Here is a 23,555-nt window from a genome sequence, read left to right as displayed (position 1 = left end):
CCACTCATGCCGACGGCTGGAAATACCCCGCCAACGCCCGCAAGTCCTGCTCACTCAGCAACCCCGCGTAATACTTCAACTGAATCCTGGCCAGCAGATACGCATGCCGCGCATTCGCCAGGTCGCGGCGGGCGGTGAACAGTTGTTGCTCAGCGTCGAGCACGTCGAGGTTGACCCGCTCACCGCCGCTGACGCTTTTTTTGGTCGCAGTGACCAGCGCGGTGGCGGAGCTGACGGCCATCTCGTAGGCACGCACTTTCGCCGCACCACTGGTGTTGAGGTTGAACTGCTTGCGCAGCTCCACCAGCATCGCCGAGGTGTGTGCGTCCAGCTCGTATTGGGCCTGGGACAGTTGATTGGCCGCCTGGCGCGTGGAGGCCGACACCGAGCCGCCGGCAAACAACGGCAGGCTGACCTGGATACCGACGCTGTTGGTGTCGTACTTCTGGTTGTAGCTGCTTTCCGAATCGGAGCTGGTCTGACGGCTGCTGGCGTACAGGCTGACCTTGGGCATGTGCCCGGCGCGTTTGCGCTCCACTTCGTAAGAGGCCACGTCCAGCGCGTGGTGCTGGGACTTGAGTTCGGGGTTGTTGGCCATGGCCAATTCACGCCACGTCTCGAAGCGGTTGGGCTCCAGGGGTGGGATGTCAAATTGGCGGGCCAGGGGTGCCAGCTCTTCGACCTGCAACGGTTGGCCGACAATCGCTTCCAGCTCGCGCAAGGCGCTGTCCTGGGCGTCCACCGCCTCGATTTCCTCCGCCTGGGCCAGGCTCAAGCGCGCCTGGGTTTCCAGCACATCGGTGCGTGTGCCTTCGCCGCCTTTGAGCAAACGATCATTGAGTTGCAGGCGTTCGGCAAACGCACGCTTCTGCGCGCGGCTCAACTCGATGCGCTCCTGGGCCAGCAGCGCCTGGCTGTAGGCGCTGAGCACGCGCACGGCCAACTCCTGGCTCTTGCTGCGAAAACGTTCATCGGCCATCAGCGCCTGGGCGGTGCCTTGGCGAAAGCGCGCGTAGGCTTCGTAATCCAGCAACGGTTGCTGCAAGGTCAGGGTCGAGGCATAGCTGCGGTAGTCACGGTCGCTGGTGACATTGCCGACGGCGGTGCTTTGGGTAACTTCGGATGCGTTGCGCGAGTTGTTATAGCTCCAGGACAGGTTCGGCAATAACGCTGCATGGCCGATCACGCGGTTCTCTTCGCCGGCTTCACGTTCCTGGATGGCTGCCTGAAAGGTCGGGTCATTGCGTAGGGCAAGGTCGTAGGCGTCGAGCAAACCCAAGGCATGCGCCGCCGGTGTAACGCTCAGGCACAGGGTAAAAAACAGCGCCTTCATTCTTCCACCAGGGCCATGTGGGTGCGATCCAGCAAGGGTTTGAACAGGTAGTTGAGCATCGAACGTTCACCGGTCTTGACGAAGGTTTCCACCGGCATGCCGGGGCGAATCTGCATGCCGTCCAGTTGTTGCATGCCCGCCGCACTGACCTGGGCGCGCACGGTGTAATAAGGTTCGTCGGTGCGCTCATCGACCTGGCGGTCGGCGGAGACCAGCGTCACCTCACCGGCCACCCGTGGGGTGGTGGCCTGGTTGAAGGCCGAGAACAGCAGTTCTACCGGCAAACCTGGGTGCACCTTGTCGATCATTTGCACCGGCACCCGTGCTTCCACCCACAGCGGTTCGCCCTGGGGCACGATGTCCATCAGCGCCTGGCCGGGCTTGATCACCCCGCCTTCGGTGTACACGTCCAACCCCACCACCACCCCCGAAGCCGGCGCACGCACCAGGCTGTTGGCCAGTTCGAACTCGGCCGACGCCAGCCGGTTGCGCAGGTCGTCGCTGCGGGTGCGGGTTTCGGCCAACTGGCCGCGTAGGTCTTTCTGGAAGTCTTCGCCGAGCTGGCGGATGCGCAGGCGCAGCTCCAAAACCTGGCGCTGCAACTGGCCGATGCGCCCGTAGTCTTCGGCAATCGCGCCGTCGACCTGGGCGTACAGGCGCTCGCTGTCGAGCAGGCGATTGCGCGGGATATAGCCGTCGCGCGCCAACTCGCGCAGGCCTTGCAGTTGCTCATTCAACGCCGCGCGTTGCTGCACCTTGCTCGCTTGGGAATCCCGCGTGCCACGCAACTGCGCCTCGGCCCCGGCGATGGTTTCGCGCAGGCCTTGTTGCTCGGTGGCCAGCGCCTGGGCGCGGCTGGTGAACAGTTGCCGTTGCAGATTCAGGGTGTTGGCTGCCTCAGGTTCATTCAGCAATTCAGGGCCGAATGCAATGGCGGGCAAACCTTCGCTTTCCGCACTCAAGCGCGCCTCACTGGCGAGAGACGCCAGGTACTGGCTGCGCAGCGACTGCATCTGCCCGCGCAAGGGCGTTTCCTTCAAGCGCAGCAGCACCTGGCCAGCGTTGACCACATCACCGTCACGCACCTCGATGCGCTCGACGATGCCACCGGCAGGATGCTGCACGGTCTTGCGATGGCCAGAGACCATGACCTTGCCCGACACCGCCACGCCTTTGTCCAGCGGCGCCAACGCGGCCCAGCCGATAAATCCGGCAAAGCCACCGAGCACCAGCCACCAGCCCAAGCGCGAATATTGTTTGTCATCCAGCGCCAACACCGTGTGAGGGCGGTCGCTGACCAGCACCGGTTTACTCATGCTCATGCCTGTTTTCCTTCACCGAGGCGGTAGCTCATGCTCAGGGTCGACACCGGCTTGGGCGCTGCGGCTTTCTGCCGTGCTTCCAACACCCGAGCCGTAGGACCAAAGGCCTGCAACTGGCCGTCCTTGAGGATCAGCAACTGGTCGGTCAGGCTCAGCACATTGGCTTTGTGGGTAATCAGGATCACCGTGCGGCGCTGCTGCTTAAGCTGGGTGATGGCCTGAAGCAGGGCCTGCTCACCCACTTCGTCGAGGTTGGCGTTGGGCTCGTCCAGCACGATCAACGCCGGCAGGCCGTACAGCGCACGGGCCAGGGCGACGCGTTGCTTTTGCCCGCCGGACAACCCCGCACCGCCCTCCCCCAATTGCGTGTCGTAGCCTTGGGGCAGTTGCAGAATCAGTTCATGCACGCCGGCCATTTGCGCGGCAGCGAGGACTTTGTCGGCCTCCAGCTCGGCAAACCGCGCGATGTTGTCGGCGATGCTGCCGGCGAACAGTTGAATGTCCTGAGGCAGGTAGCCGATGTGCGGGCCGAGTTGCTGTTTGTCCCACTGGGCCTGGTCGGCGCCGTCCAGCCGCACCTTGCCGGCCAGCGGTGCCCAGGCACCCACCAGCACCCGCGCCAGGGTGGATTTGCCGCAACCTGACGGGCCGATCACGCCGAGCACTTCACCCGCTGGCAGGTTGAACGCCAGGTTCACCAGCGCCGGCCGCCGGCTGCCGGGGGCGCAGGCGCTGATTTGCTCGACGCTCAACTGGCCCTTGGGCACCGGCAGGCTCATGCGCGGCGGTCGCGCCGGGTTGGCCGCCAGCAACTGCGACAAGCGCTCGTACGCCAGGCGCGCCGAGCCCCATTGTTTCCAGACGCCGATCAGTTGGTCGATGGGGCTCAGCACCCGCCCCATCAGGATCGAGCCGGCAATCATCATCCCCGGCGTGATATCGCCCTGCACCGCCAGCAACGCGCCCAGGCCGAGTACCAGCGATTGCAATGCCAGGCGCACGCCCTTGGACCAAGCGGTGACGGCGGCAGTCTTTTCACTGGCCAGGTTTTGCTCGGCGAGGAACGCCTGGTGCTGGTTGAACCAACGCCCGCGCAAGGTGGCGAGCATGCCCATCGCTTCGATGCTGTCGGCATTGCGCAGGTTGGCCGTGGCCTGCTGGCTGGCGTGGATGGACAGTTGGCTGGCCTGGGCCATCGGCGCCTGGCTGACGTGGTGGTTGATCCACGCCAACGCGATCAGCATCACTGCGCCGCCCAGCGCCAGCAGGCCAAGCCAGGGGTGGAACAGGAAGATCACCAGCAGGTACACCGGAAACCACGGCGCATCGAAAAACGCGAACAGCGCCTGGCCGGTGGCGAACTGGCGCAAGGTGGTCAGGTCATGCAACGCCTGGCCCGCCGCCTGGGTGCCGCCCTTGAGTTGCGCTTCGAATGCGGCGTCGTAGACCCGCTGGTTGAGGCGCATGTCCATCTGTGTGCCGAGGCGGATGACCACCTGGCTGCGCACCCACTCCAACGCGCCCATCAGGCCGAACAGCCCGAGGATCATCAACGTCAGCATGAGCAGGGTCATCTGATTACCCGAGGCCAGCACGCGGTCGTACACCTGCAGCATGTACAACGCCGGGGCCAGCATCAGCAGGTTGATCACCGCCGAGAACAGGCCGATGTTGAAGAAGCCACCTTTATAGGCCGTGAGGGCGGCCAGGGTTTCGTTACCGGCGTGGCGCATCTGGGAATTCTCGTGGGGTTGAGCGTGCAGCGTCGCCGCGTTGACAGGCGATACGACGCTGCGCAGAATTCGGCACCGCCGTCGCCGGAAGAGTTAGAAGGCTTGGGCGAAGGCGGTGTAATGCAGCGAATGGGAGAGCGATCTTCCATTCGCTTTTTTCATGCCGCAGCAGGTTCAGGCAGCGAGTGCCCAGTCCTGTGCCACGTCCTGCACGCCCACCAGAGCAACGTCGGTGGACACTGCGCTGGCGTGTGCCGCCAGGCCCGCCGACACTTCGTCGAACGTGCTGGCAGTGGACAGACCAAAGTCGTCGAGCAGGTTGTTGAGCACGGTTTCCAGCGCGGCGGTATTGCCCTGCATCAAACCGTAGATCACGCTCTGTACTTCGTTGCCAGCCCGGCCGGCACCCTCGGCGGCGCTCAGGTCGAGGCCGTTGAACGCGACCTTGAAGTCGCTCAGGCTGAAGTCGCTGCCATTGCCGCCGCCCAGGCCAGTGCCCAGTTGCACATTATCCAGGTCGCCCCACAGGTAGTGGTTCAGGTTGCTGCTGGCGGGCAACGATGGGTTGAACACATAGTGCAGGCCATTGCTGGTGTCGCTGTCGGCGATGAACGCGTACTCGGAGTTGTTGGCGCCGTGGGTCGAATACTGGTCGCCGCTGAGGGTGCCGTTGCTGAAGCCGCCCGTGTTACTGGTGCCGTGACCTGCCGTGTTGAACCCCACTGCCCAGGAACTCAGGTAGTCCGATACCGACAGAGAACCCAGGCCCGAATCGTAGCTAACAGAAATAGTCATCGCTAAACCTCGTTAAACAACGTTGTTGATGAGCACGCCGGTGCGGCGCGCCTTTTTTGCCCACCCATGGGCAAAACCGTTGATCAGCTGCCTGGGCACACTGATCAGAATTTGTATTCCAGCATGCCGCTCAGGGTTCGCCCGCGCGCCAGGCTGAGGTTGTTGGCGTCGCCCATGGCGACGAAATAGGCTTCATCGGTGGCGTTTTCCAACGCCAGTGCAATGTTCAGTTGATCGGTCATCCAGTAACTGGCGTACAGGTCATAGAGCGTGTACTTGGGCCACATCGCCTGATCCATCAGCTCGTAGCCCTGCTGATCGAGGTTTTCGCCGTTGCCCGAGCTGTAGCGCACACGCACACCCGTATCCAGGCGTTTTTCCAGGAAGCGCGTGCCCAGGGTCAGCGAGCCGCGATCGGCAGGCATATACGTGGCGTTACCCATGATTCGCCCGCAGCTTTCCTTGTTGTTGGCGACGTCGTCATCCAATACTTCATAGGTGGTGACCGGCCGTATGCTGATGCGCCCATCCGGCAGGGTGAAACGCTCCAGGCGAGTGGTCCTTGGCCCGGTGGTCTTGGCGCCGCCCATGTAATAGTTCTTCGAGCAGAACTCATTGCTGCCGATCATGTGGGTGTAGCTGAGGTTGGCGTACGCGCGCCCCATGTCGTAATTGAGCTGGTATTCGACCCCGCGAAAACGCGTCGGGTTGGTGTTATTGACGTAAGCCATGGTCCCGAGAAATCCACCCACCTGGGTTTCCGGCAAGCTGACGCTGGTGTTGAGGAAAGAGAAGTTTTCAATCCGGGTATCGAAGTAAGCCACCTTCATGCCGAGGCGGTCATCACTGAAGAACAACCCCTCCTTGAAGACATTCATGCCCACTTCCCAATCCCGTGATTCTTCAGGCTTGAGGTACGGGTTGGGAAACACGCGCTCTCCCGAACCACCACCGTGGGGGCGGCCGGTCATGAAGGTTTCGGTCACCGCCGGTGGCCGCCAGCCCTTGCCCCAACGGGTATAGAGTTGCAGCCAGTCCACGCCCGGTTTTACCGCAAGACCGAAGGTGGGGGAAAACTGGCCCTCTTCACGGTCGACCTCGATCACTTCCGAGACACGCCTGGCGCCGACGAGGCTGCTGTAGAAACGATCACGCCGGTACAGGGTCATGCCGGTTTCGCCTTCAAGCCGATAGCGGTCATAACGCAAGCCCGCATCCAGGGTTAGCCAGCCGCCATATTCGTACTGCGCGTTATTGAACAGGCTGGCGATGGTGCGTTTGCCCCCTGGCGTACTGCCCTCTGCGTAAGGCAACAAGCCCAGGTTGTTGGTGGCTTCAACTTTGTTGGTCCGGGGCTTGAACTCGTCCTGATACAACTCCACCCCGTAGTTCCAAGTGACATGCCCCCGTTCGCCGAAATCAAACCGCGAGGTGTTGTCACCCTGCAGGCCCCAGGTGTCGGTCTGGAAGTGATCGGTGTAGGCGCCGACGTAGTTACCGGTACCTGGCGACGACAGGTTGGGGGCGTTGCCGCGATCCATCTGGGTGGTGACGTAATAGAGCTTGGCCTTGAGATCGATCAGCGGGTTGTCCGGGCTGTAGCTGTAGTCCAGCGCGACGTTTTTGGCGTTGAGATTGTTTTTGCTGGTGCGTACGTAGTAGGTGCTCTGAAGGTCGTCGGAGATATAGCCCCAGGCATCGTTACTGTCGGTGTCGGTTTCCAGGTAGCTCAACTGCACGCGTTGGTCGTTGGGCAGGTTCAGGCCGAACTTGACGATCTGTGAGCGGGTCACGCTGCCGGTGTCGCCGACTTCGCTGTTCAACCAGTCGTCGAAGGCCGCAGGGGCAGATGATCTGGCGCGCAGGTTGGTGCCCAGGTTGTCGTCGTTGTGCCTGCCGGCGCGGTAGTTACCGAAATGCCGCTCGCTGTAGCCCAGCAATACATCGCCGCGCTCATCACCAAAGGCGAACACGCCGCTGCCGTTGAAGTCGGTGCCGTTACCCAGCTCACCGATGCCGCTGCCGGCGCGAAGGCGGCCGCCGTAGTCCTTGCCGTCCTTGAGGAACTCACTGGCATCCAGGGTCTTGAACGACGCAATGCCACCCAGCACGGCCGCTCCGCCCTGCCCCGACTGGCTGCCTTTGTCGATCTCGATGCTGGAGATGAACTCCGGGTCGATCAGCATCGTGCCGTTGCGCTGCTGGTGGCCGTTGACGTTGAAGTTCTGGCGCATGCCGTCGATGTTCATGTTCACGCGGCCATAGTCCTGCACACCGCGAATATTCACCGACAGGCCAGGGTCGCGCTGGTTGACGGCGGTGTAGACGCCGGCGGTTTCTTCGAGCATGTCGGCGGCGTGACGGGGCGGACGTTTATCGATCATGTCCCGGCTGATCACCGCCACGGACTTTGGGGTCTGGTACACCCAGTCACTGGCCTGGCCGTTGGTGTTGCCGGTGATGGTGGTGGTGCCCACGGTCATGGCGCCGTCGTGGTCGTCGCTGACACGGTTGAGGGTGACCTGGCGCTCGCCGGTAAAGCGATATTCCACCGGCGTGGCACCGAGCAAACGGCCAAGCCCTTCCTGCACGCTGAAGCTGCCTTTGAGCGCCGTGCTGCTCAAGCCTTGCAGGCGTGGGCTGTCGAACAGCACCTGCAAACCGGCCTGATCGGCAAAGGCCAATACGGCACTGCCCAAGGATTGCGCCGGCACATCGAACGCCAGCACCGCCGGCTGGGCAGCGCCCACCTGAGGCTGCGCTGCATACACGGGAGCGGCTGCGGCGAACAGGCCCAAGTGGATGGCCAGGGCTAACCGGCTACCGGTGATACGCCCCTTGGTGAGTACTGACATTTCTGGTTTCCCTGCGCTGATCGTATTTTTGTTTATGCGAATGCTTCTCACCTAGCAAGACGTACGAGGCGCAGGAAGTCAGTAAGACTTTTTAAAAAGTTTTTGCGCTGGGGGGAGTTAAGCGGGTGGGAGCGGGCCTCCCACCGGATCATCAATAGATCAGGCTGAGGCCTGCCAGGTCCAAGCGTTGCACTTGAAGTTCCTGGGTGAGAGTACCGAGGGCGCTGTCGAGCATATCGAGACGGAAGACGCCGCTGACTTCGCGCTCGCCCAGGTCGGCATGGGTCAACACCACCCGCCCCGGGCGGTAGCGATTGAGCTGCTCAATGACCTTGGCCAGGGGCTGGCGATCAAAGATCAGCACGCCACGTCGCCAGCTGGTGGCACGGTCTACATCGAACTGATCCAGGGGCACCACACCCTCCTGGGCGTTGTAACGTGCAGCCTGGCCCTCTTGGAGCACCCGATCGCTCGGGCCTTTTTTCGGCGAGGCGTGCAAAGAAACTTCAACGCTGTGCTGCAACACGCCCACCCATGCCCGGCGTTCGGCCTCGCGCGCCACCACAAACCGCGTGCCCAACGCCCGCGTCTGCCCGCCGGCGCTCTGCACCACGAACGGACGGGTCTCCTGACCCACCATCGGCGCCACATCAAAAATCGCCGAGCCCTGGATCAGGCTGATACGCCGCTGCACGCCGTCGTAATCCAGGCGGATGGCACTGGCGGAATCCAGCTCCACCGTGCTGCCATCGGCCAAGTGCACGGTGCGCACCTCGCCTTTTTGGGTGACATAGTCGGCCTGCATGTGCAGCCAGGCGTCCGGCCCACGCAGCCAGCCGACGCCGGCCACCACCACGACCAACGCGACCGCCGCCGCACGTTGCCAGGGCCTGCGCCGCGGGGAGCGGCGCATGGGCAGCGCTGCAGTCGCGGGGCGCTGGCGGTGAACGCTCTCGTCCTTGTGCACCTCGCCCAACGCCGCCCAGGTCTGTTCGGCAAAGCGCAGCGCCGCTTCGTGGCGGCTGTCGCAGGCGATCCACTGGCACAGCTCGGCCTGCTCCTGGTCGGTCAGGGCACCGGCGTGCAGGCGCACCGCCCACTCGGCGGCCTCCTCGGTAATGCTGTGCTGTTGCTGACCCTGGCTATTCACGTGTGAATCTCGAATTTTTCGTTATATGACGCTGTGACGTCTGACCTGAGGTTTTTCCGTAATTCATTCGTCGGATGGCCCCACCTCGCCATCCTGCAAGCGCTGCATCACATACGCCAGCGCCTTGGCCAGGTGCTTTTGCACGGAACTGTCGGAAATGTCCAAATGCCGGGCAACCTGGGCGTGGGTCATGCCCTCTATACGGTTCAGACGGAAGATCTGCTGGGTGCGTTCCGGCAGCTCCGCCAACGCCTGCTTCAATGCCTGTCGCTGTTGCTGCGCCATTGCCTGAGCCTCCAACCCGGCCACTTCATCTTCAATCTCGGCCAGCGCCTCATGGGGCACGGAATCGGTCTTGCGCCGCGCTTCCTGGCGAATATGGTCGATCAGCAGATTGCTCGCCGTTCGATAGAGATAGCCCTGGGAGTTGTCGATACGCTCGCCGGCCGGTTTTTCCGCCAGGCGCAGGAAGCTCTCCTGTACCAGGTCGGCGGCCAACTGCGGGTCCCGTACCTTGCGCGCCAGATACCCACGCAGGGTATCGGCATGCTTCAGAAACAGGCCTTTGAGATCCACGTCCGACAAACCGACTCCCTGGAATGTAAAGGAAACAGGCGGGCATCTTAAGCGTTGTCGAGAATGATTTTCAATTGATATGTAATCTGATTCGTACCTGAACACTGTGCGATTAAGAGTTCGATAATCGAACACATCCGTTGCCATCAATTGACCAAATTAACCAACCAGTACATTTTATCCCCACAACGAACAAGAACTGTGGAGAGACCCTTTATGCCGCCCATCGTGCTGGTGCTCAACGGCCCCAACCTCAACCTGCTCGGCACCCGCGAACCCGCGACCTACGGCCATGAAACCCTGGCCGACGTCGCCGCCCTGTGCGGCCGCAGCGCCGAACAACTGGGGCTGAAAATCGAATTCCGCCAGACCAACCACGAAGGCGAGCTGCTGGACTGGATCCACGGCGCCCGCGCCCGCTGCGCCGGTATCGTGATTAACCCGGCCGCCTGGACGCACACCTCGGTGGCGATTCGCGACGCCTTGGTAGCCAGTGAAGTGCCGGTGATCGAGGTGCACTTATCCAATGTGCATGCGCGCGAGGCGTTTCGGCATCACTCGTTTGTGTCGCCCATCGCTAAGGCCGTGCTCGCGGGTTTTGGCAGCCATGGCTACCACCTGGCCCTGGAACATTTCAGCCAGTTGTTGAAGGGGTCGGCCCGATGAAACCGCGCATCCTCGCCGGGCTGATCGGCGCCGGCATCCAGGCTTCCCGCACCCCTGCCCTGCATGAGCAGGAAGGAGACGCCCAAGGCTTGCGTTACCTGTATCGCCTCATTGACCTTGAGCCCCTGCACCTGGACATCAACGCCCTGCCCGACCTGCTGGACGCTGCCGAGTTGATGCACTTCACCGGATTGAACATTACCTACCCGTGCAAGCAGGCAATCCTGCCGCTGCTCGATGATTTGTCCGACGAGGCCCGAGGCATCGGAGCGGTCAACACCGTGGTCTTCAAGGACGGCAAGCGTATCGGCCATAACACCGACTGCCTGGGGTTTGCCGAGGGTTTTCGCCGCAACCTCAACGATGTGCCGCGCCAACGCGTGGTGCAGATGGGCGCGGGTGGCGCCGGTGCCGCAGTGGCGCATGCGCTATTGGCCGAAGGTGTCGAACACTTGAGTATTTTCGACGTGGACGCCAGCCGCGCCCGCGACCTTGTGGATAACCTCGCCCAGCGTTTCGGCGCCGGCCGCGCCCAAGTCGGCACCCACCTTGAAAACGCCATGGCCGAGGCCGATGGCCTGGTCAACACCACGCCGATGGGCATGGCCAAACTGCCCGGCACACCGGTGCCAGCAGCCCTGCTGAGAGCCGAACTGTGGGTGGCTGAAATTGTGTATTTCCCACTGGAAACCGAACTGCTGCGCGATGCCCGCGCCTTGGGCTGCCGCACCCTGGATGGCGGCAACATGGCGGTGTTCCAGGCGGTGAAGGCGTTTGAATTGTTCAGTGGTGAAGTGCCGGATGCGCAGCGAATGCTCGCGCACTTCAAGAGCATGAATACCTGAAATGTGCGAGGGGGCTTGCCTCCTCCCACATTGGGTTAGGCGGTGTATTCAGGCCTGCAGGTAGCGCAACACCGATTCGCAAATCATCTCGCGATGCCGCTGTTTAACCGCCTCATCCGACAGGTCGATCTGAAAGATCTCACTGAACGTATGGCGGTTGGACACCCGGTAAAAGCTGAATGAGTTGATCAGCAAGTGCACGTCCAACGGTTCCAGCCCTTCGCGGAACAGCCCCATCTCGGCGCCCCGGCGCAACGTCACTCCCAGCCCCTCGAGGATTTTGCTGTTCATCGCCTTGATCGTTTCGGTGCGTTTCACGTACTCGGCATTGTGGATATTTTCGATGCTGACGATACGCACGAAATCAACGTTCTGATCATGGTGGTCGAAGGTGAACTCCACCAGCCGCCGGATCGCCTCACGCGGTTCCAGGGCAGTGAGGTTCATGCGCGTTTCGGTGTTGCGAATATCGCCGTAGAGCTTCTCCAGCACCTCGACGTACAACTGCTCCTTGCTGCCGAAGTAGTAATAGATCATGCGTTTGGAGGTGTGGATGCGCTCGGCGATGGCATCCACGCGAGCGCCGGACAGGCCCTGCTGAACAAACTCGACGATGGCTTCCTGGAGAATGTTCTCCCGGGTCTTTTCCGGGTTGTTCTTACGACTCTTGCGCGGTGCGTCTGACACCGCGGGGAGTTCGGGACTTGAGGTCATGGTGCGCTCACGGCCATTTTTATTGTGCAGGCCGCGATTATGGGCCGAGGCGTCCTACGAAGGAAGCACTTGGCCCACCGTTATAAACGCGCCTGGCGCACCGCGCCGCTGCGGGATTTGGCCATCGCCGCCAGGCGCACCGCCACGTTGGCCGCGCCGTAGCCGGCGTAGCCGTTTTTGCGTTGGATGATCTCGAAGAAAAACCGTCCTTCGAAGGGCTCGGTGTACACATGAAACAACTCACCGCCCTGGGCGTCACGGTCGTACAACACGTTGTAGTACGCCAGTTCGCTGAGGAACTCGTCATCGAAATCAAAGCGTGCTGCCAGGTCATCGTAGTAGTTGAGCGGGATATCCAGCAGCGGCACCCCGGCCTCCTTGGCGCGACGTACTTCGGCAAAAATATCCGCGCAATCGAAGGCAATGTGATGCACACCCGAGCCGCGATAGCTCGACAACGCGTGGGAAATCGCGGTGTTGCGGTTCTCCGAAATATTCAGCGGCAAGCGAATCGAGCTGCAACGGCTGCGCAGCGCACGGCTTTTCACCAGGCCGTAGGGGTCGGGCAGCACCACTTCGTCATCGGCTTCGAAATCCAGCAGGCTCTTGTAGAACAGCACCCAACTGTCGAGGCTGTCGGCCGGCAAGGCCATGGCCATATGGTCGATGCGCAGCAAACCACCGCCCGCAGCATTGGCCGGCTGCAGATTGAAATCGGTGTCGTAGATCCCCCCCTCACTCTGATCCACCAGGTAAATCAGGCTGCCGTCCGGCGCGCGCACCGCCGCCAGTTCCAGCTCGTTGGGCCCGACCAGGCCGCGATAGGGCTGGCCCTTGTAGGCCACCGCCCGTTCCAGCGCCTTGGCGCTGTCCTTGACCCGAATCGCCGTGGCGCACAACGACGGCCCATGGGCCTCGAAAAAGTTATGCGCGAAGGAATAGGGTTCGCAGTTGAGGATCAGGTTGATATCGCCCTGGCGCAACAGGCTCACGCTCTTGGAGCGGTGCTGGCCGGCCTTGACGAAACCGAGGCGCTCCAGCCAATGGGTAAGCTTGGCGCCGAGGTTTTCATCCACGGCGAATTCGAGGAACTCGATACCGTCGTACTCGCTGGCTGCGGGAGTATCAAACAGAATCTCGACAGGTTGCGCGGGCGCCTCCTGTTGCAAGCGCTCGCGGGTTTTCTCTTCCAGGTACAGCAAGGAACGCAGGCCATCTGCCGCATTCGCGCGGGTCGGCGCGGCGCGGAAGCCATCGTTGAAAATTTCCAGGGACAACGGCCCGGTGTAGCCGCTCTTGATGATCGGCGCGAGGAACCCCGCCAGGTCGAATTCGCCTTGGCCGGGGAAGCAGCGAAAATGCCGGCTCCACTCCAGCACATCCATGGCCAGGATCGGCGCGTCGGCCATTTGCACAAAGAAGATCTTGTCGCCGGGGATCTGCGCGATGGCACTCGGGTCGCCCTTGAGCGAAAGCGTGTGGAAGCTGTCGAGCAACACCCCAAGGCTCGGGTGATCGACCTGGCGCACCAGGTTCCACACCTGCTGCCAGGTGTTCACATGCTTGCCCCAGGCCAACGCTTCATAGCCAATGCGCAGGCCGCGACGGCCCGCGTGTTCGGCCAACAGGCTGAGGTCGTCCAGCAGGATGCGTTCATCCCCGACGCAATCGGCCGAGGCGTTACTGCACACCAGCACCAGGTCGGTGCCCAGTTCCTGCATCAGGTCGAACTTGCGCTCGGCGCGCTCCAGGTTGCGCGCAAGACGATCGCGGCGGCAGCCTTCAAAGTCGCGAAAGGGTTGGAACAAGGTGATGGCGATGCCCAGGTCAGCACACATCTGCCTGACTTCCCGGGGGCTGCCGTCGTAATACAACAAGTCGTTTTCGAAGATCTCGACCCCATCGAACCCGGCGGCGGCAATGGCTTCGAGCTTTTCCGGCAGGGTACCGCTCAAGGACACGGTGGCGATGGAACGTTGCATGGAAGACTCCCGGCAATTGTTGTTTGTGGCAAATTATTCGCCCCCAGACTACCCGCAGCAATTAAAATGTACGAACCGGTTAGTTTTTGGTGCGATTATCGAACACTAAGCCTCTTTGGCGAATTGACGATTTTTTAGCCACTGCGCACCATCAATCACGCAGCGACACCCAAAAGAAGACCCACAACACCTCATAAAAATTTCAAAAAACGGGTACAACCACATGCCTTCGCAAAACTCCGCCCTGGCCGCGCGCCCGGGCACCCCGCACGCCGGCATCGGCGACAAGATCCGCGGCGCCCTTGCCGTGGGTAAAACCCGCTGGGGCATGCTGGCCCTGGTGTTCTTTGCCACCACCCTCAACTACATCGACCGCGCCGCACTGGGCGTGATGCAACCGATCCTGGCCAAGGAAATGAGCTGGACGGCGATGGACTACGCCAACATCAACTTCTGGTTCCAGGTCGGCTACGCCATCGGTTTTGTGCTGCAAGGCCGGCTGATCGACCGCGTGGGCGTCAAACGCGTGTTCTTCTGCGCGGTACTGCTGTGGAGCCTGGCCACCGGTGCCCATGGCCTGGCCACTTCGGCCGTCGGCTTTATGGTCTGCCGCTTTATCCTCGGGCTGACCGAAGCCGCCAACTACCCGGCCTGCGTGAAGACCACGCGCCTGTGGTTCCCCGCTGGCGAGCGTGCGGTGGCCACCGGTATCTTCAACGCCGGTACCAACGTCGGCGCAATGATGACGCCGATGCTGCTGCCGCTGATCCTGCATGTGTGGGGCTGGCAGGCTGCGTTCCTGTGCATGGCGTCGCTGGGCGCGATCTGGCTGGTGTTCTGGGGTTTGAAGTACTACAACCCGGAAGACCACCCGAGCGTCAAACAATCCGAACTGGACTACGTGCAGCGGGAAGTCGAGCCGGAACAACCTGGCGTACCGTTCAGCCGCATCCTGCGCATGCGCGGCACCTGGGCCTTTGCCATCGCCTATGCACTCACCGCACCAGTGTTCTGGTTCTACCTGTATTGGCTGCCGCCGTTCCTGAACCAGCAGTACAACCTGGGCATCAACGTGACGCAGATGGGTATCCCGCTGATCATCATCTATCTGACCGCCGACTTCGGCAGTGTGGGTGGGGGGATTCTGTCGTCGTTCCTGATCGGCCGTGGGATGAACTCAATCAAGGCGCGGTTGCTGTCGATGCTGCTGTTTGCCTGCTGCATCGTCGGCGTGATCATGGCGGCCGGCTCCAGCCAACTGTGGGTCGCGGTATTTGCCATCTCCCTGGCCATCGGCGCGCACCAGGCCTGGACCGCCAACATCTGGAGCCTGGTGATGGACTACACACCCAAGCACATGATGAGCACGGTGTTCGGTTTCGGCGGCATGTGCGCAGCCATCGGCGGCATGTTTATGACCCAGATCGTCGGCCACATCCTTACCGTCACCAACAACAACTACACCGTGTTGTTCACCCTGATCCCGGCGATGTACTTCATTGCGCTGACCTGGATGTACTTCATGGCGCCGCGCAAGATTCCTACCGTCGACGCCTGATTTACCGACGCCGCTGCTGCCAGGCAGCGGCCAACCCGCTCATGCAGATCACCCCGATACCGACCACCGTGGTCATATCGGGGGTATGACTGAACACCAGCCAACCCAACAACCCCGCGAAGACGATCTGGCAATAGCCGAACGGCGCCAGCAAGGCCGGTGCCGCGAAGCGGAACGCCTGGGTCAGCATCAAGTGTGCGGTCATCCCACAGGTGCCCAGCGCCAGCATCAACACGCCATGCCACAGCGTGGGAACCTGCCAGAAGAACGGCACCATCGCACTCATCACCAAGGTATTGCACAGCCCGGCGAAGAAGTTGCTGGTGGTGGGCGTGTCGTATTGGCTGAGGATGCGCGTGAGCAGTTGGTAGAAGCAGAAGAACAGCGCCGAGCACAGCGGCAGTAACACCGCAGGCGTAAACAACTCACCGCCTGGGTGAATGATCACCAGCACGCCGACAAAGCCGCAGATCACCGCCAGCCATTGGCCGCGTGTCACGTGCTCGCCAAGCAGCGGCACCGACAGTGCCGTCACCAGGATCGGGGCGAGGAAGTTCACCGCCGTGGCTTCCGCCAACGGGATGTAATGCAACGCCGTGGTGAAAAACAGGCTGGTGCCCAACAGGCACAAGGCCCGCACCACCTGCATTCCCGGGCGTTTACTGCGCAGCACGCGTAGCCCCGATTGCGGCAGGAAAATCCCGGCCATCAGCAAGGTGTGCACCACGTAGCGCACCCACACCACCATCACGATCGGGTAGAACCCGGCCAGGTATTTGGACAAGGCATCGTGGCTGGAGAACAGGAATGTCGCCAACACAATCAGCAAAATGCCTTTGAAGGGATGGTTGACGCCGGAAAGGGGGGTGCTGACAGTCATGGAATTCTCTTGCGTGGCGAGCGAAACGCTGAGCACTGAACGAAGTAGCGCTCAACCCGGTAATCTAGCAGCCGGGCTGGAGTCTGCCCCAAGAGCATAACCAAACACCGGGCGAACAGCGCACTAAATCACCGCATTCGAGTCCAACGCAGCACCTTAGCCCCCGCATTGCATACTTTTTAACCAAGGCCTCGCCGCTATGAAAAAAATCCTCTTTGTTCTTTCTGCCCTTGCCCTGCTGACCGCCTGCGACCAGGAGGCCAAGCAAGCGCCCAAACCCGCACCGCCTTCCGTGCAGGCCACCCTGGTACCCGAAACCCCGCCCACCGATAAATGGGTCGGCAAATGGATCGGCGTCGAAGGCCTGCATCTGACCATCGCCAAGGACGACAGCATCGGCCGTGGCCACTACGTCCTCACCATGCAATACGGCCTCGACGCCGACGACTCGGGCACTTTCAAGGGTGAAGCGGCCGAAGACGGCATCGCCTTCACCCGCCCGGACGGCCCGCAATTGCTGCGCGCCGGCGATGGCGAAGCGACCGGGCTGAAATGGCTGGCGGATAAAAAAGACTGCCTGATCGTCGCCACCGGCGAAGGCTATTGCCGTTAATACCGACCATACTCAATCACGGTTAGCACACAGAGGATTGCCCCATGCTATGGAAAAAAGGCCGACGCAGCGACAACGTGGTGGATGCCCGCGATGACAGTGGCGGCGGCGGTGGCGGGATGCGTTTTGGTGGCGGCAAGGGCCTGAGCCTGACCGCAATTGTGCTGATCGTCGGCATCGGCTGGCTGACCGGCCAGGACCCGTTGCAGATCCTCGGCCAGTTGACCGGCCAGATGGAGCAGGCGCCCTCGGTGAGCACGCAGTCTCGCCAGGCGCCGCCGGCCAACGATGAGCAAGCCGACTTCGTACGAGCTGTGCTGGGCGATACCGAAGACACCTGGGGCCAGGTGTTCCAGGAAAACGGCCTGGCCTACAAGAACCCCAAACTGATTCTGTTCCGTGGCCGGGTCAATTCCGCCTGTGGTGGCGCCACCTCGGCCAGCGGCCCGTTCTATTGCCCGGCGGATCAGCAGGTTTATCTGGACCTGGATTTCTTCCGGGAAATGTCGCAACGCTTCCAGGCGGCTGGCGATTTCGCCCAGGCCTACGTGATCGCCCACGAAGTCGGGCACCACGTCCAAACATTGCTGGGCATTTCGTCGAAGATCCAGGCCGCACGCCAGCAAGGCCGGCAGATGCAAGGCGACGGTGGCCTGCTGGTGCGCCAGGAGCTGCAAGCCGACTGCTTCGCCGGTGTGTGGGCCAACCGTGCGCAAAAGCGCCTGAACTGGCTGGAGCCTGGCGATATTGAAGAAGCGCTGAATGCGGCCAACGCCATCGGCGATGACCGCTTGCAGCAACAGGGCCAGGGGCGCGTGGTGCCGGACTCGTTTACCCACGGCACCTCGGCACAGCGGGTGCGCTGGTTCAAGACCGGCTTCGCCCAGGGCCAGATCACTCAATGCGACACGTTCGCTGCCAAGAGCCTATAAATGAATCAACGATTGGGACTGCTGTTGGGCCTGTTGCTCATCTCATCATCCGCCTGGGCCGCCGAGCATGGCGTCAAGGTGGTCAGTCCCGATCGTTTTCACCTCGACGCTGGTGACCTCAGCCTCGGCGTGAGCCAGGACTGGCGCCAGCCACTGCCCAACGTCACCCGCGCCTTGATCATCGTGCACGGGCGCCTGCGTAATGCGCAGACCTATCTGAAAAGCGGAATCGATGCCGCCGAACACGCCGGGGTTGCCGCCACCACCCTGGTGATCGCGCCGCAGTTTCTGAACGGGTCCGACATGCAGCGCAACCATCTGGACAGCCAAGTGCTGCGCTGGAAGGGCAATGACTGGATGGCCGGCGAAACCTCGACCGGCCCGGGCCAGATCAGCTCTTTTGGCGCCCTCGACCAGCTCATCAAGCACCTGGGCAACCGCACGCTGTTCCCGGAGCTCAAGGAAATCGTGGTCGCCGGTCACTCCGGCGGTGGCCAGGTGGTGCAGCGCTTCGCCCTCACCGGCCACGCCCACCCTACCCTGCAAACCGAGGGCATCCGCCTGCGTTATGTGGTGGCCAACCCCTCGTCCTATGCCTACTTCAGCCCACAGCGGCCGGTAAGGTTCGAGACCGCCAGCTGCCCAGGCTTCAACGACTGGAAGTACGGCATGCAGCACCTACCGGCCTACGCCAAGGGCCAAAACGCCGAGCAGCTGGAGCAAGCCTACGTATCACGCCCCATCACTTACCTGCTGGGCCAGCAGGACACCGACCCGAACCACCCGGCACTGGATAAAAGCTGCGAAGCCGAGACCCAGGGCGCGTATCGGCTGATTCGCGGGCACAACTACTTTGACTACCTCAAGCAGCGCCATCCGCAGTTGAGCCAGACGCTGGTGGAAGTGCCGGGGGTGGGGCATGACGGGGATGGGATGTTTACTTCGCCCGAAGGGCAGAAGGTACTGTTCACTCAGTAATACCTGAAGAAACAGTCTCAACATGTGGGAGGGGGCAAGCTTCCTCCCACATTTGATCTCTATTGCTTGGGTTAGATCATCCGGCGCAATGCAGCACAATCTGCAGCATGCCAATCCGCCAGCTCCGGCCACGGGTTCTCCGGCAAATTGACCAACACCGTCCTGGTCCCCGCCGCCCGGCCGCAGTCCAGGTCAAAACGGTAATCGCCGACCATCACCATCTCGCTCGGCGATACATCCCACGCTGCCGCCAATTTCAACAACCCACCCGGATCGGGCTTAGGCGGCGCATCGTCGCGACCCAGCACATCGTCCACGGCAAAGCAGTCCGCCAGGCCAATCGCCTCCAGGGTGATATGCGCCAACTCCCGCGCGTTGCGGGTCAGGATACCCAGGCGATAACCGCGCCCGGCCAGCTCGCGCACCAGCTCCACCGCACCGTCCGCCGCGACCGAACCCAGCGCCAGCTCGCGCTCATGTTCGAGCAGCCAGGCGTGCTTGGCCGCTGCGATGTCCGCCGGCAAGGCGGCGAGGTGGGTGAGGATGTCGTCCTCGGGGGGAATATCCAGGGCCACGCGAATCGCCGCAAAGTCATGCACCGCTACCGTCAGGGTGCCGTCCATGTCGAACACCCAGTGCCTAACGTCCGTCAGGCTCATGCCCAATCCTTGCGATGGCGAATCAAGCCTTCCTGGGTCACCGACGCCACCAGTTGCCCGGCGCGGTTGTACACGCTACCGCGGGAGAACCCACGGGAATTGCCGGCCCATGGGCTGTCCATGGCATACAGCAACCAGTCATCGGCACGCAGGTCGGCGTGGAACCACAGCGCGTGGTCGAGGCTGGCGACCTGCATGTCTTTCTGCCACACGGTCTTGCCGTGGGGCAGCAACGAGGTGGTCAGCAGGCCGAAGTCGGAGGCGTAGGCCAGCAGGTATTTGTGCAGTGCCGGCGTATCCGCCAGGGCACCATCGGCCCGAAACCACACGTATTTGACCGGGTCGGACGGCTGCGGGTTGAACGGGTCTTTTTCGGTGACCGGGCGTACTTCGATCGGCTTGGGGCACAGCAGCTTGTCGCGCATATGCTCGGGGATCAGGTGCGCGCGCTGCTGGGTCAGTTCCAGCTCCGACGGCAGGTTTTCCGGGCCGACCACCACAGGCATGGTGGTCTGGTGCTCGAAGCCGGCCTCGTCGTACTGGAACGACGCGCTGCAGGTGAAAATCGGGTGGCCCTTCTGGATCGCCGTCACGCGGCGCGTGCTGAAACTGCCGCCATCGCGTACGCGGTCGACCGAATACACCACCGGCAACTTCGCATCGCCGGGGCGCAGGAAATAACCGTGCAGGGAATGCACGTGGCGCGCTTCTTCGACGGTCTGGCTCGCGGCCGACAGCGACTGGCCGAGCACCTGGCCACCGAACAGTTGGCGAAAACCCAGGTCCTGGCTGCGGCCGCGAAAGAGGTTTTCCTCGATCGGTTCCAGGGTCAGCAAGTCCACCAGATCTTCCAATACTTGGCTCATAGAGCAACTCCTACAACAATCGATAGGGCATTCCGGGCTGCTTATCCGTGCAGCGTGTCCAACCATTGGGCGCGGGTGATGCGGTACAAAACGTGGGGCCGCAGCGGGTCATCGGCTGCAACCTTGGGGTGTTCAAAATCTGCCTGGGGATCGTAATGCATACCGATGGCCTGCATGACTTTTTGTGATGGCAGATTGGCTTGAGTGGTGAAGGCGACAATTTCGTCCAACTGCAAACGGTCGAAACCACAGCGCAGCGCGGTCCAGGCCGCCTCACTGGCATAACCCAGGCCCCAATGCTCACGGGCCAGGCGCCAGCCGATTTCCACCGCCGGGGTAAAGCCCGCTTCGAAGCTGACGTTCTGCAACCCGGTCAGGCCGATAAACTCACCGGTGTCCTTGCGTTGCAAGGCCCACAGGCCAAAACCGTATTCGGCGAAGTGGCCGCGAATCCGGCCTATCAAGGCAGCACTTTCCAGGTGGCTCAATTTGGCCGGGAAATAGCGCATCACCTGCGGGTCGGCGCACATGCGCGCAAATTCCGTCAGGTCGGCATCGCGCCACTGGCGCATAACCAGGCGCGCGCTTTCCAATTGCAATATCGCCTCCATGGGTCCCCTCCCCTTGCCATGTGCGTGAGTGTACAGCGCTGTTAAGATCCTTCGCAGATCCCCGTCAGAAAATCCCATGCCTTTGCCATTGATCTACCACGATGACTACAGCCCCGAGTTCCCGGCAGACCACCGGTTCCCCATGGACAAGTTCCGCCTGCTGCGTGACCACCTGGTAGCCAGCGGCCTGACCGAAGACAGCCAATTGCTGCGCCCGCCGTTGTGCCCGCCGGAGATTCTGGCCCTCGCCCATGAACCTGGGTATATCGAACGCTACATGAGCGGCGAGTTGTCCCGCGAAGACCAACGGCGCCTTGGCCTGCCCTGGAGCGAAGCCCTGGCCCGGCGTACCGTGCGTGCGGTCGGTGGCTCGATCCTGGCGGCGGAGCAAGCCCTGGAACACGGCCTGGCCTGCCACCTCGCGGGCGGCACCCACCACGCCCACTACGACTACCCAGCGGGCTTTTGCATCTTCAATGACCTGGCAGTGATCAGCCGTTACCTGCTGGATAGCGGCCGGGTCAACCGCGTGCTGATCTTCGACTGCGACGTGCACCAGGGCGATGGCACCGCGCGCATCCTCCACGACACGCCGGATGCAATCACCGTGTCCCTGCACTGCGAAAAGAACTTCCCCGCCCGCAAGGCCCAGAGCGATTGGGACATCCCGCTGCCCATGGGCATGGGCGATGCCGACTACCTCCAGGTGGTGGACGATGCCCTCAACTACCTGCTGCCGCTCTACCAGCCGGACCTGGTGCTGTACGACGCCGGCGTCGATGTACACAAGGATGACGCCCTCGGTTACCTCAAGCTGACAGACGCAGGCGTAGCCGCTCGCGATGAAAGCGTGATGCGCCATTGCCTGGGCCGCGACATTCCGGTGATGGGCGTGATTGGCGGCGGCTACAGCAAGGATCGCCCCGCCCTGGCACGCCGCCACGGCATCCTGCACCACAGCGCCCAGCGGGTGTGGACGTCATCAGGTTGTCATTGAAAGGTGGGCGTTACCCACAATGCCTGTGGAACGGCCTGTGGATAACTTGAGCGTAAGCGTCTGAGAGCCTGTATCCGTAAAGCCTGTAGGAAGCTGTACGTTTTTTGATCAGGCAGCGCCGCGCTCCTCGGGTAGAATGCTCGGCTTATTTTCCGCGATCGTAGCCCTGCCCATGCCCGACATTTCCTCACGACACGTCACCATCATCGGCGGCGGCCCAGCCGGGCTGATGGCCGCCGAAGTCTTGAGCCTGGCCGGGGTGCAGGTTGACTTGTACGACGGCATGCCATCGGTGGGGCGCAAATTCCTGCTGGCTGGCGTGGGCGGCATGAACATCACCCACTCCGAAACGTACCCGGCGTTCCTGTCGCGCTACGCCGAGCGCGCACCGAACATCGCACCGTTGCTGCGGGGGTTTGGTGCCGAGGCGTTGTGCGAGTGGATTCATGGCCTGGGTATCCAGACCTTTATCGGCACCTCCGGCCGCGTGTTTCCTACGGATATGAAAGCCGCCCCGCTGCTGCGCGCCTGGCTCAAGCGCCTGCGCGATCAGGGTGTGGTTATCCACACCCGACACCGTTGGTTGGGGTGGAGCGCCGACGGTGATCTACTTATCCACAGCCCTGAAGGCGAGAAAACCGTCCGTAGCGATGCGCTCCTCCTGGCCCTCGGCGGTGGCAGTTGGTCGCGGCTGGGCTCCGACGGCGCGTGGCTCAAGCTGCTGGAGGATAAAGGCGTGCCTTACGTTGCATTGCAACCCAGCAACTGCGGCTTCGAGGTGTCGGCCTGGAGCGAATTGATGGTCAGCAAATTCGCCGGCGCGCCGCTGAAAAACGTCGCCATCGGCCTGGGGAATGACAAGCCGCGACTCGGCGAATGCGTGATCACCGCCACCGGTATCGAGGGCAGTTTGATCTACGCGCTGTCGGCGCCGATTCGTGAGGCCATCAATCGCGACGGTTCGGCCACGGTGCATATCGACTTGCTGCCCAGCAAACCGTTGGACAAGGTTCAGGTGGCACTGGCCAAGCCGCGTGGCTCACGCTCGATGAGCAAACATTTGCACAGTCAATTGGGCCTCGATGGGGTCAAGGCGGCGCTGTTGCGCGAGTTGGCGCCCGCCGAACACTTCATCGATCCGGCGAAATTGGCAGTGGATATCAAGGCGCTTCCGTTGACGTTGGTGAAGACACGTCCGATGGATGAAGCCATCAGCACCGCAGGCGGCGTGCCGTTTGAAGCGTTGGATGAGCGCTTGATGCTCAAGCAATTGCCTGGGGTGTTTTGTGCGGGGGAGATGCTGGATTGGGAAGCGCCGACCGGCGGGTATTTGCTGACGGGGTGTTTTGCCAGTGGCAGAGCGGCTGGGCGGGGGATGTTGGAGTGGCTCAACCGCTGAGATCTGCGGTGAATTCAAAGCCGCCATCGGGGGCAAGTCGAATCGTCGCACCGCCCCTCCCACATTTTTGATCTGTGAATACATTCAAACT

At 62.1% G+C, this 23,555-nt stretch carries 21 protein-coding genes; 8 read left to right on the top strand and 13 right to left on the bottom strand.

The features are described from left to right. Positions 1–4: 4 nt before the first annotated feature. The 7 genes from M2397_RS26100 to M2397_RS26070 all read right to left on the bottom strand — a co-directional run bounded on the left by M2397_RS26100 (position 5) and on the right by M2397_RS26070 (position 9,773). Complete coding sequence (locus M2397_RS26100; protein WP_259244731.1) at positions 5–1,333, bottom strand: TolC family outer membrane protein; 1,329 nt, start codon at positions 1,331–1,333, stop codon at positions 5–7. Next, positions 1,330–2,655 carry an HlyD family type I secretion periplasmic adaptor subunit gene (locus M2397_RS26095; protein ID WP_259244730.1) on the bottom strand — a complete coding sequence of 442 codons (1,326 nt, stop codon included), beginning with the start codon at positions 2,653–2,655 and terminating at the stop codon, positions 1,330–1,332. Before M2397_RS26095 ends, M2397_RS26100 begins: the two co-directional genes overlap by 4 nt. Next, positions 2,652–4,388, bottom strand: a complete 1,737-nt coding sequence (locus M2397_RS26090; protein ID WP_259244729.1) for a type I secretion system permease/ATPase — start codon at positions 4,386–4,388, stop codon at positions 2,652–2,654. The genes M2397_RS26095 and M2397_RS26090 overlap by 4 nt, the downstream gene beginning before the upstream one ends. A 174-nt stretch (positions 4,389–4,562) precedes the next feature. Continuing rightward, the gene (locus tag M2397_RS26085) at positions 4,563–5,183 is read right to left on the bottom strand and encodes a heme acquisition protein HasA (RefSeq protein ID WP_065938324.1); all 621 of its coding nucleotides are present in this window, start codon (positions 5,181–5,183) and stop codon (positions 4,563–4,565) included. 104 nt (positions 5,184–5,287) lie between these two features. Continuing rightward, a complete protein-coding gene (locus M2397_RS26080) occupies positions 5,288–8,038 on the bottom strand; it encodes a TonB-dependent receptor (RefSeq protein WP_259244728.1) in 2,751 nt (916 codons plus the stop codon). Between the two features lie 151 nt (positions 8,039–8,189). Beyond that, entirely contained in the window at positions 8,190–9,188 is a 999-nt protein-coding gene (locus M2397_RS26075) for a FecR family protein (RefSeq protein ID WP_131700140.1), read from the bottom strand. 63 nt (positions 9,189–9,251) lie between these two features. Beyond that, positions 9,252–9,773, bottom strand: coding sequence for an RNA polymerase sigma factor (locus M2397_RS26070; RefSeq protein WP_131700139.1), 522 nt, complete (start codon positions 9,771–9,773; stop codon positions 9,252–9,254). Between the two features lie 207 nt (positions 9,774–9,980). Here M2397_RS26070 and aroQ point away from each other — a divergent pair, with 207 nt between their 5' ends. Together aroQ and M2397_RS26060 are read left to right on the top strand one after the other, a co-directional pair. Continuing rightward, the gene (gene aroQ, locus M2397_RS26065; protein WP_010206717.1) at positions 9,981–10,430 is read left to right on the top strand and encodes a type II 3-dehydroquinate dehydratase; all 450 of its coding nucleotides are present in this window, start codon (positions 9,981–9,983) and stop codon (positions 10,428–10,430) included. Then, on the top strand, positions 10,427–11,275 hold the full coding sequence (locus tag M2397_RS26060; protein ID WP_259244727.1) for a shikimate dehydrogenase: 849 nt from the start codon (positions 10,427–10,429) through the stop codon (positions 11,273–11,275). Before aroQ ends, M2397_RS26060 begins: the two co-directional genes overlap by 4 nt. A gap of 48 nt (positions 11,276–11,323) precedes the next feature. Here the strand turns inward: M2397_RS26060 and M2397_RS26055 are convergent, their stop codons facing one another. Both M2397_RS26055 and quiC read right to left on the bottom strand, forming a co-directional pair. After that, on the bottom strand, positions 11,324–11,989 hold the full coding sequence (locus tag M2397_RS26055) for a TetR/AcrR family transcriptional regulator (protein WP_027605289.1): 666 nt from the start codon (positions 11,987–11,989) through the stop codon (positions 11,324–11,326). Positions 11,990–12,069: 80 nt separating this feature from the next. Next, entirely contained in the window at positions 12,070–13,971 is a 1,902-nt protein-coding gene (gene quiC / locus M2397_RS26050) for a 3-dehydroshikimate dehydratase QuiC (RefSeq protein WP_259244726.1), read from the bottom strand. A gap of 223 nt (positions 13,972–14,194) precedes the next feature. Here quiC and M2397_RS26045 point away from each other — a divergent pair, with 223 nt between their 5' ends. Next, positions 14,195–15,529, top strand: coding sequence for an MFS transporter (locus M2397_RS26045; protein WP_131700135.1), 1,335 nt, complete (start codon positions 14,195–14,197; stop codon positions 15,527–15,529). Position 15,530: 1 nt separating this feature from the next. Here M2397_RS26045 and M2397_RS26040 read toward each other — a convergent pair whose 3' ends face one another. Continuing rightward, positions 15,531–16,409: a DMT family transporter gene (locus M2397_RS26040; protein WP_167656565.1), complete on the bottom strand. Its 879-nt coding sequence runs from the start codon at positions 16,407–16,409 to the stop codon at positions 15,531–15,533. Between the two features lie 199 nt (positions 16,410–16,608). Here M2397_RS26040 and M2397_RS26035 point away from each other — a divergent pair, with 199 nt between their 5' ends. From M2397_RS26035 to M2397_RS26025, 3 genes are read left to right on the top strand one after another with little or no spacing between them, the layout of a single operon-like run. Further along, positions 16,609–17,022, top strand: a complete 414-nt coding sequence (locus tag M2397_RS26035) for a membrane lipoprotein lipid attachment site-containing protein (RefSeq protein ID WP_145336657.1) — start codon at positions 16,609–16,611, stop codon at positions 17,020–17,022. Positions 17,023–17,066: 44 nt separating this feature from the next. Beyond that, positions 17,067–17,954: a neutral zinc metallopeptidase gene (locus M2397_RS26030; protein WP_131700133.1), complete on the top strand. Its 888-nt coding sequence runs from the start codon at positions 17,067–17,069 to the stop codon at positions 17,952–17,954. Further along, complete coding sequence (locus M2397_RS26025; RefSeq protein WP_131700132.1) at positions 17,955–18,932, top strand: alpha/beta fold hydrolase; 978 nt, start codon at positions 17,955–17,957, stop codon at positions 18,930–18,932. A gap of 71 nt (positions 18,933–19,003) precedes the next feature. On the opposite strand, the gene M2397_RS26020 is transcribed toward M2397_RS26025, so the two are convergent. From M2397_RS26020 to M2397_RS26010, 3 genes are read right to left on the bottom strand one after another with little or no spacing between them, the layout of a single operon-like run. Further along, positions 19,004–19,591, bottom strand: a complete 588-nt coding sequence (locus M2397_RS26020) for an HAD family hydrolase (RefSeq protein WP_145336661.1) — start codon at positions 19,589–19,591, stop codon at positions 19,004–19,006. Next, the gene (tesB, locus tag M2397_RS26015) at positions 19,588–20,457 is read right to left on the bottom strand and encodes an acyl-CoA thioesterase II (protein ID WP_027605282.1); all 870 of its coding nucleotides are present in this window, start codon (positions 20,455–20,457) and stop codon (positions 19,588–19,590) included. Before tesB ends, M2397_RS26020 begins: the two co-directional genes overlap by 4 nt. Before the next feature lie 41 nt (positions 20,458–20,498). Then, entirely contained in the window at positions 20,499–21,068 is a 570-nt protein-coding gene (locus M2397_RS26010) for a GNAT family N-acetyltransferase (protein WP_184746319.1), read from the bottom strand. 76 nt (positions 21,069–21,144) lie between these two features. On the opposite strand from M2397_RS26010, the gene M2397_RS26005 reads away from it, so the two are divergent. Further along, positions 21,145–22,065, top strand: a complete 921-nt coding sequence (locus tag M2397_RS26005; RefSeq protein WP_145336665.1) for a histone deacetylase — start codon at positions 21,145–21,147, stop codon at positions 22,063–22,065. Positions 22,066–22,237: 172 nt separating this feature from the next. After that, on the top strand, positions 22,238–23,464 hold the full coding sequence (locus M2397_RS26000; protein ID WP_259244725.1) for a TIGR03862 family flavoprotein: 1,227 nt from the start codon (positions 22,238–22,240) through the stop codon (positions 23,462–23,464). The last annotated feature ends 91 nt before the right edge of the window (positions 23,465–23,555 follow it).

Source organism: Pseudomonas sp. BIGb0381, from assembly GCF_024809815.1.
GTDB lineage: Bacteria > Pseudomonadota > Gammaproteobacteria > Pseudomonadales > Pseudomonadaceae > Aquipseudomonas.
This window is presented reverse-complemented; position numbering and strand designations above follow the sequence as displayed.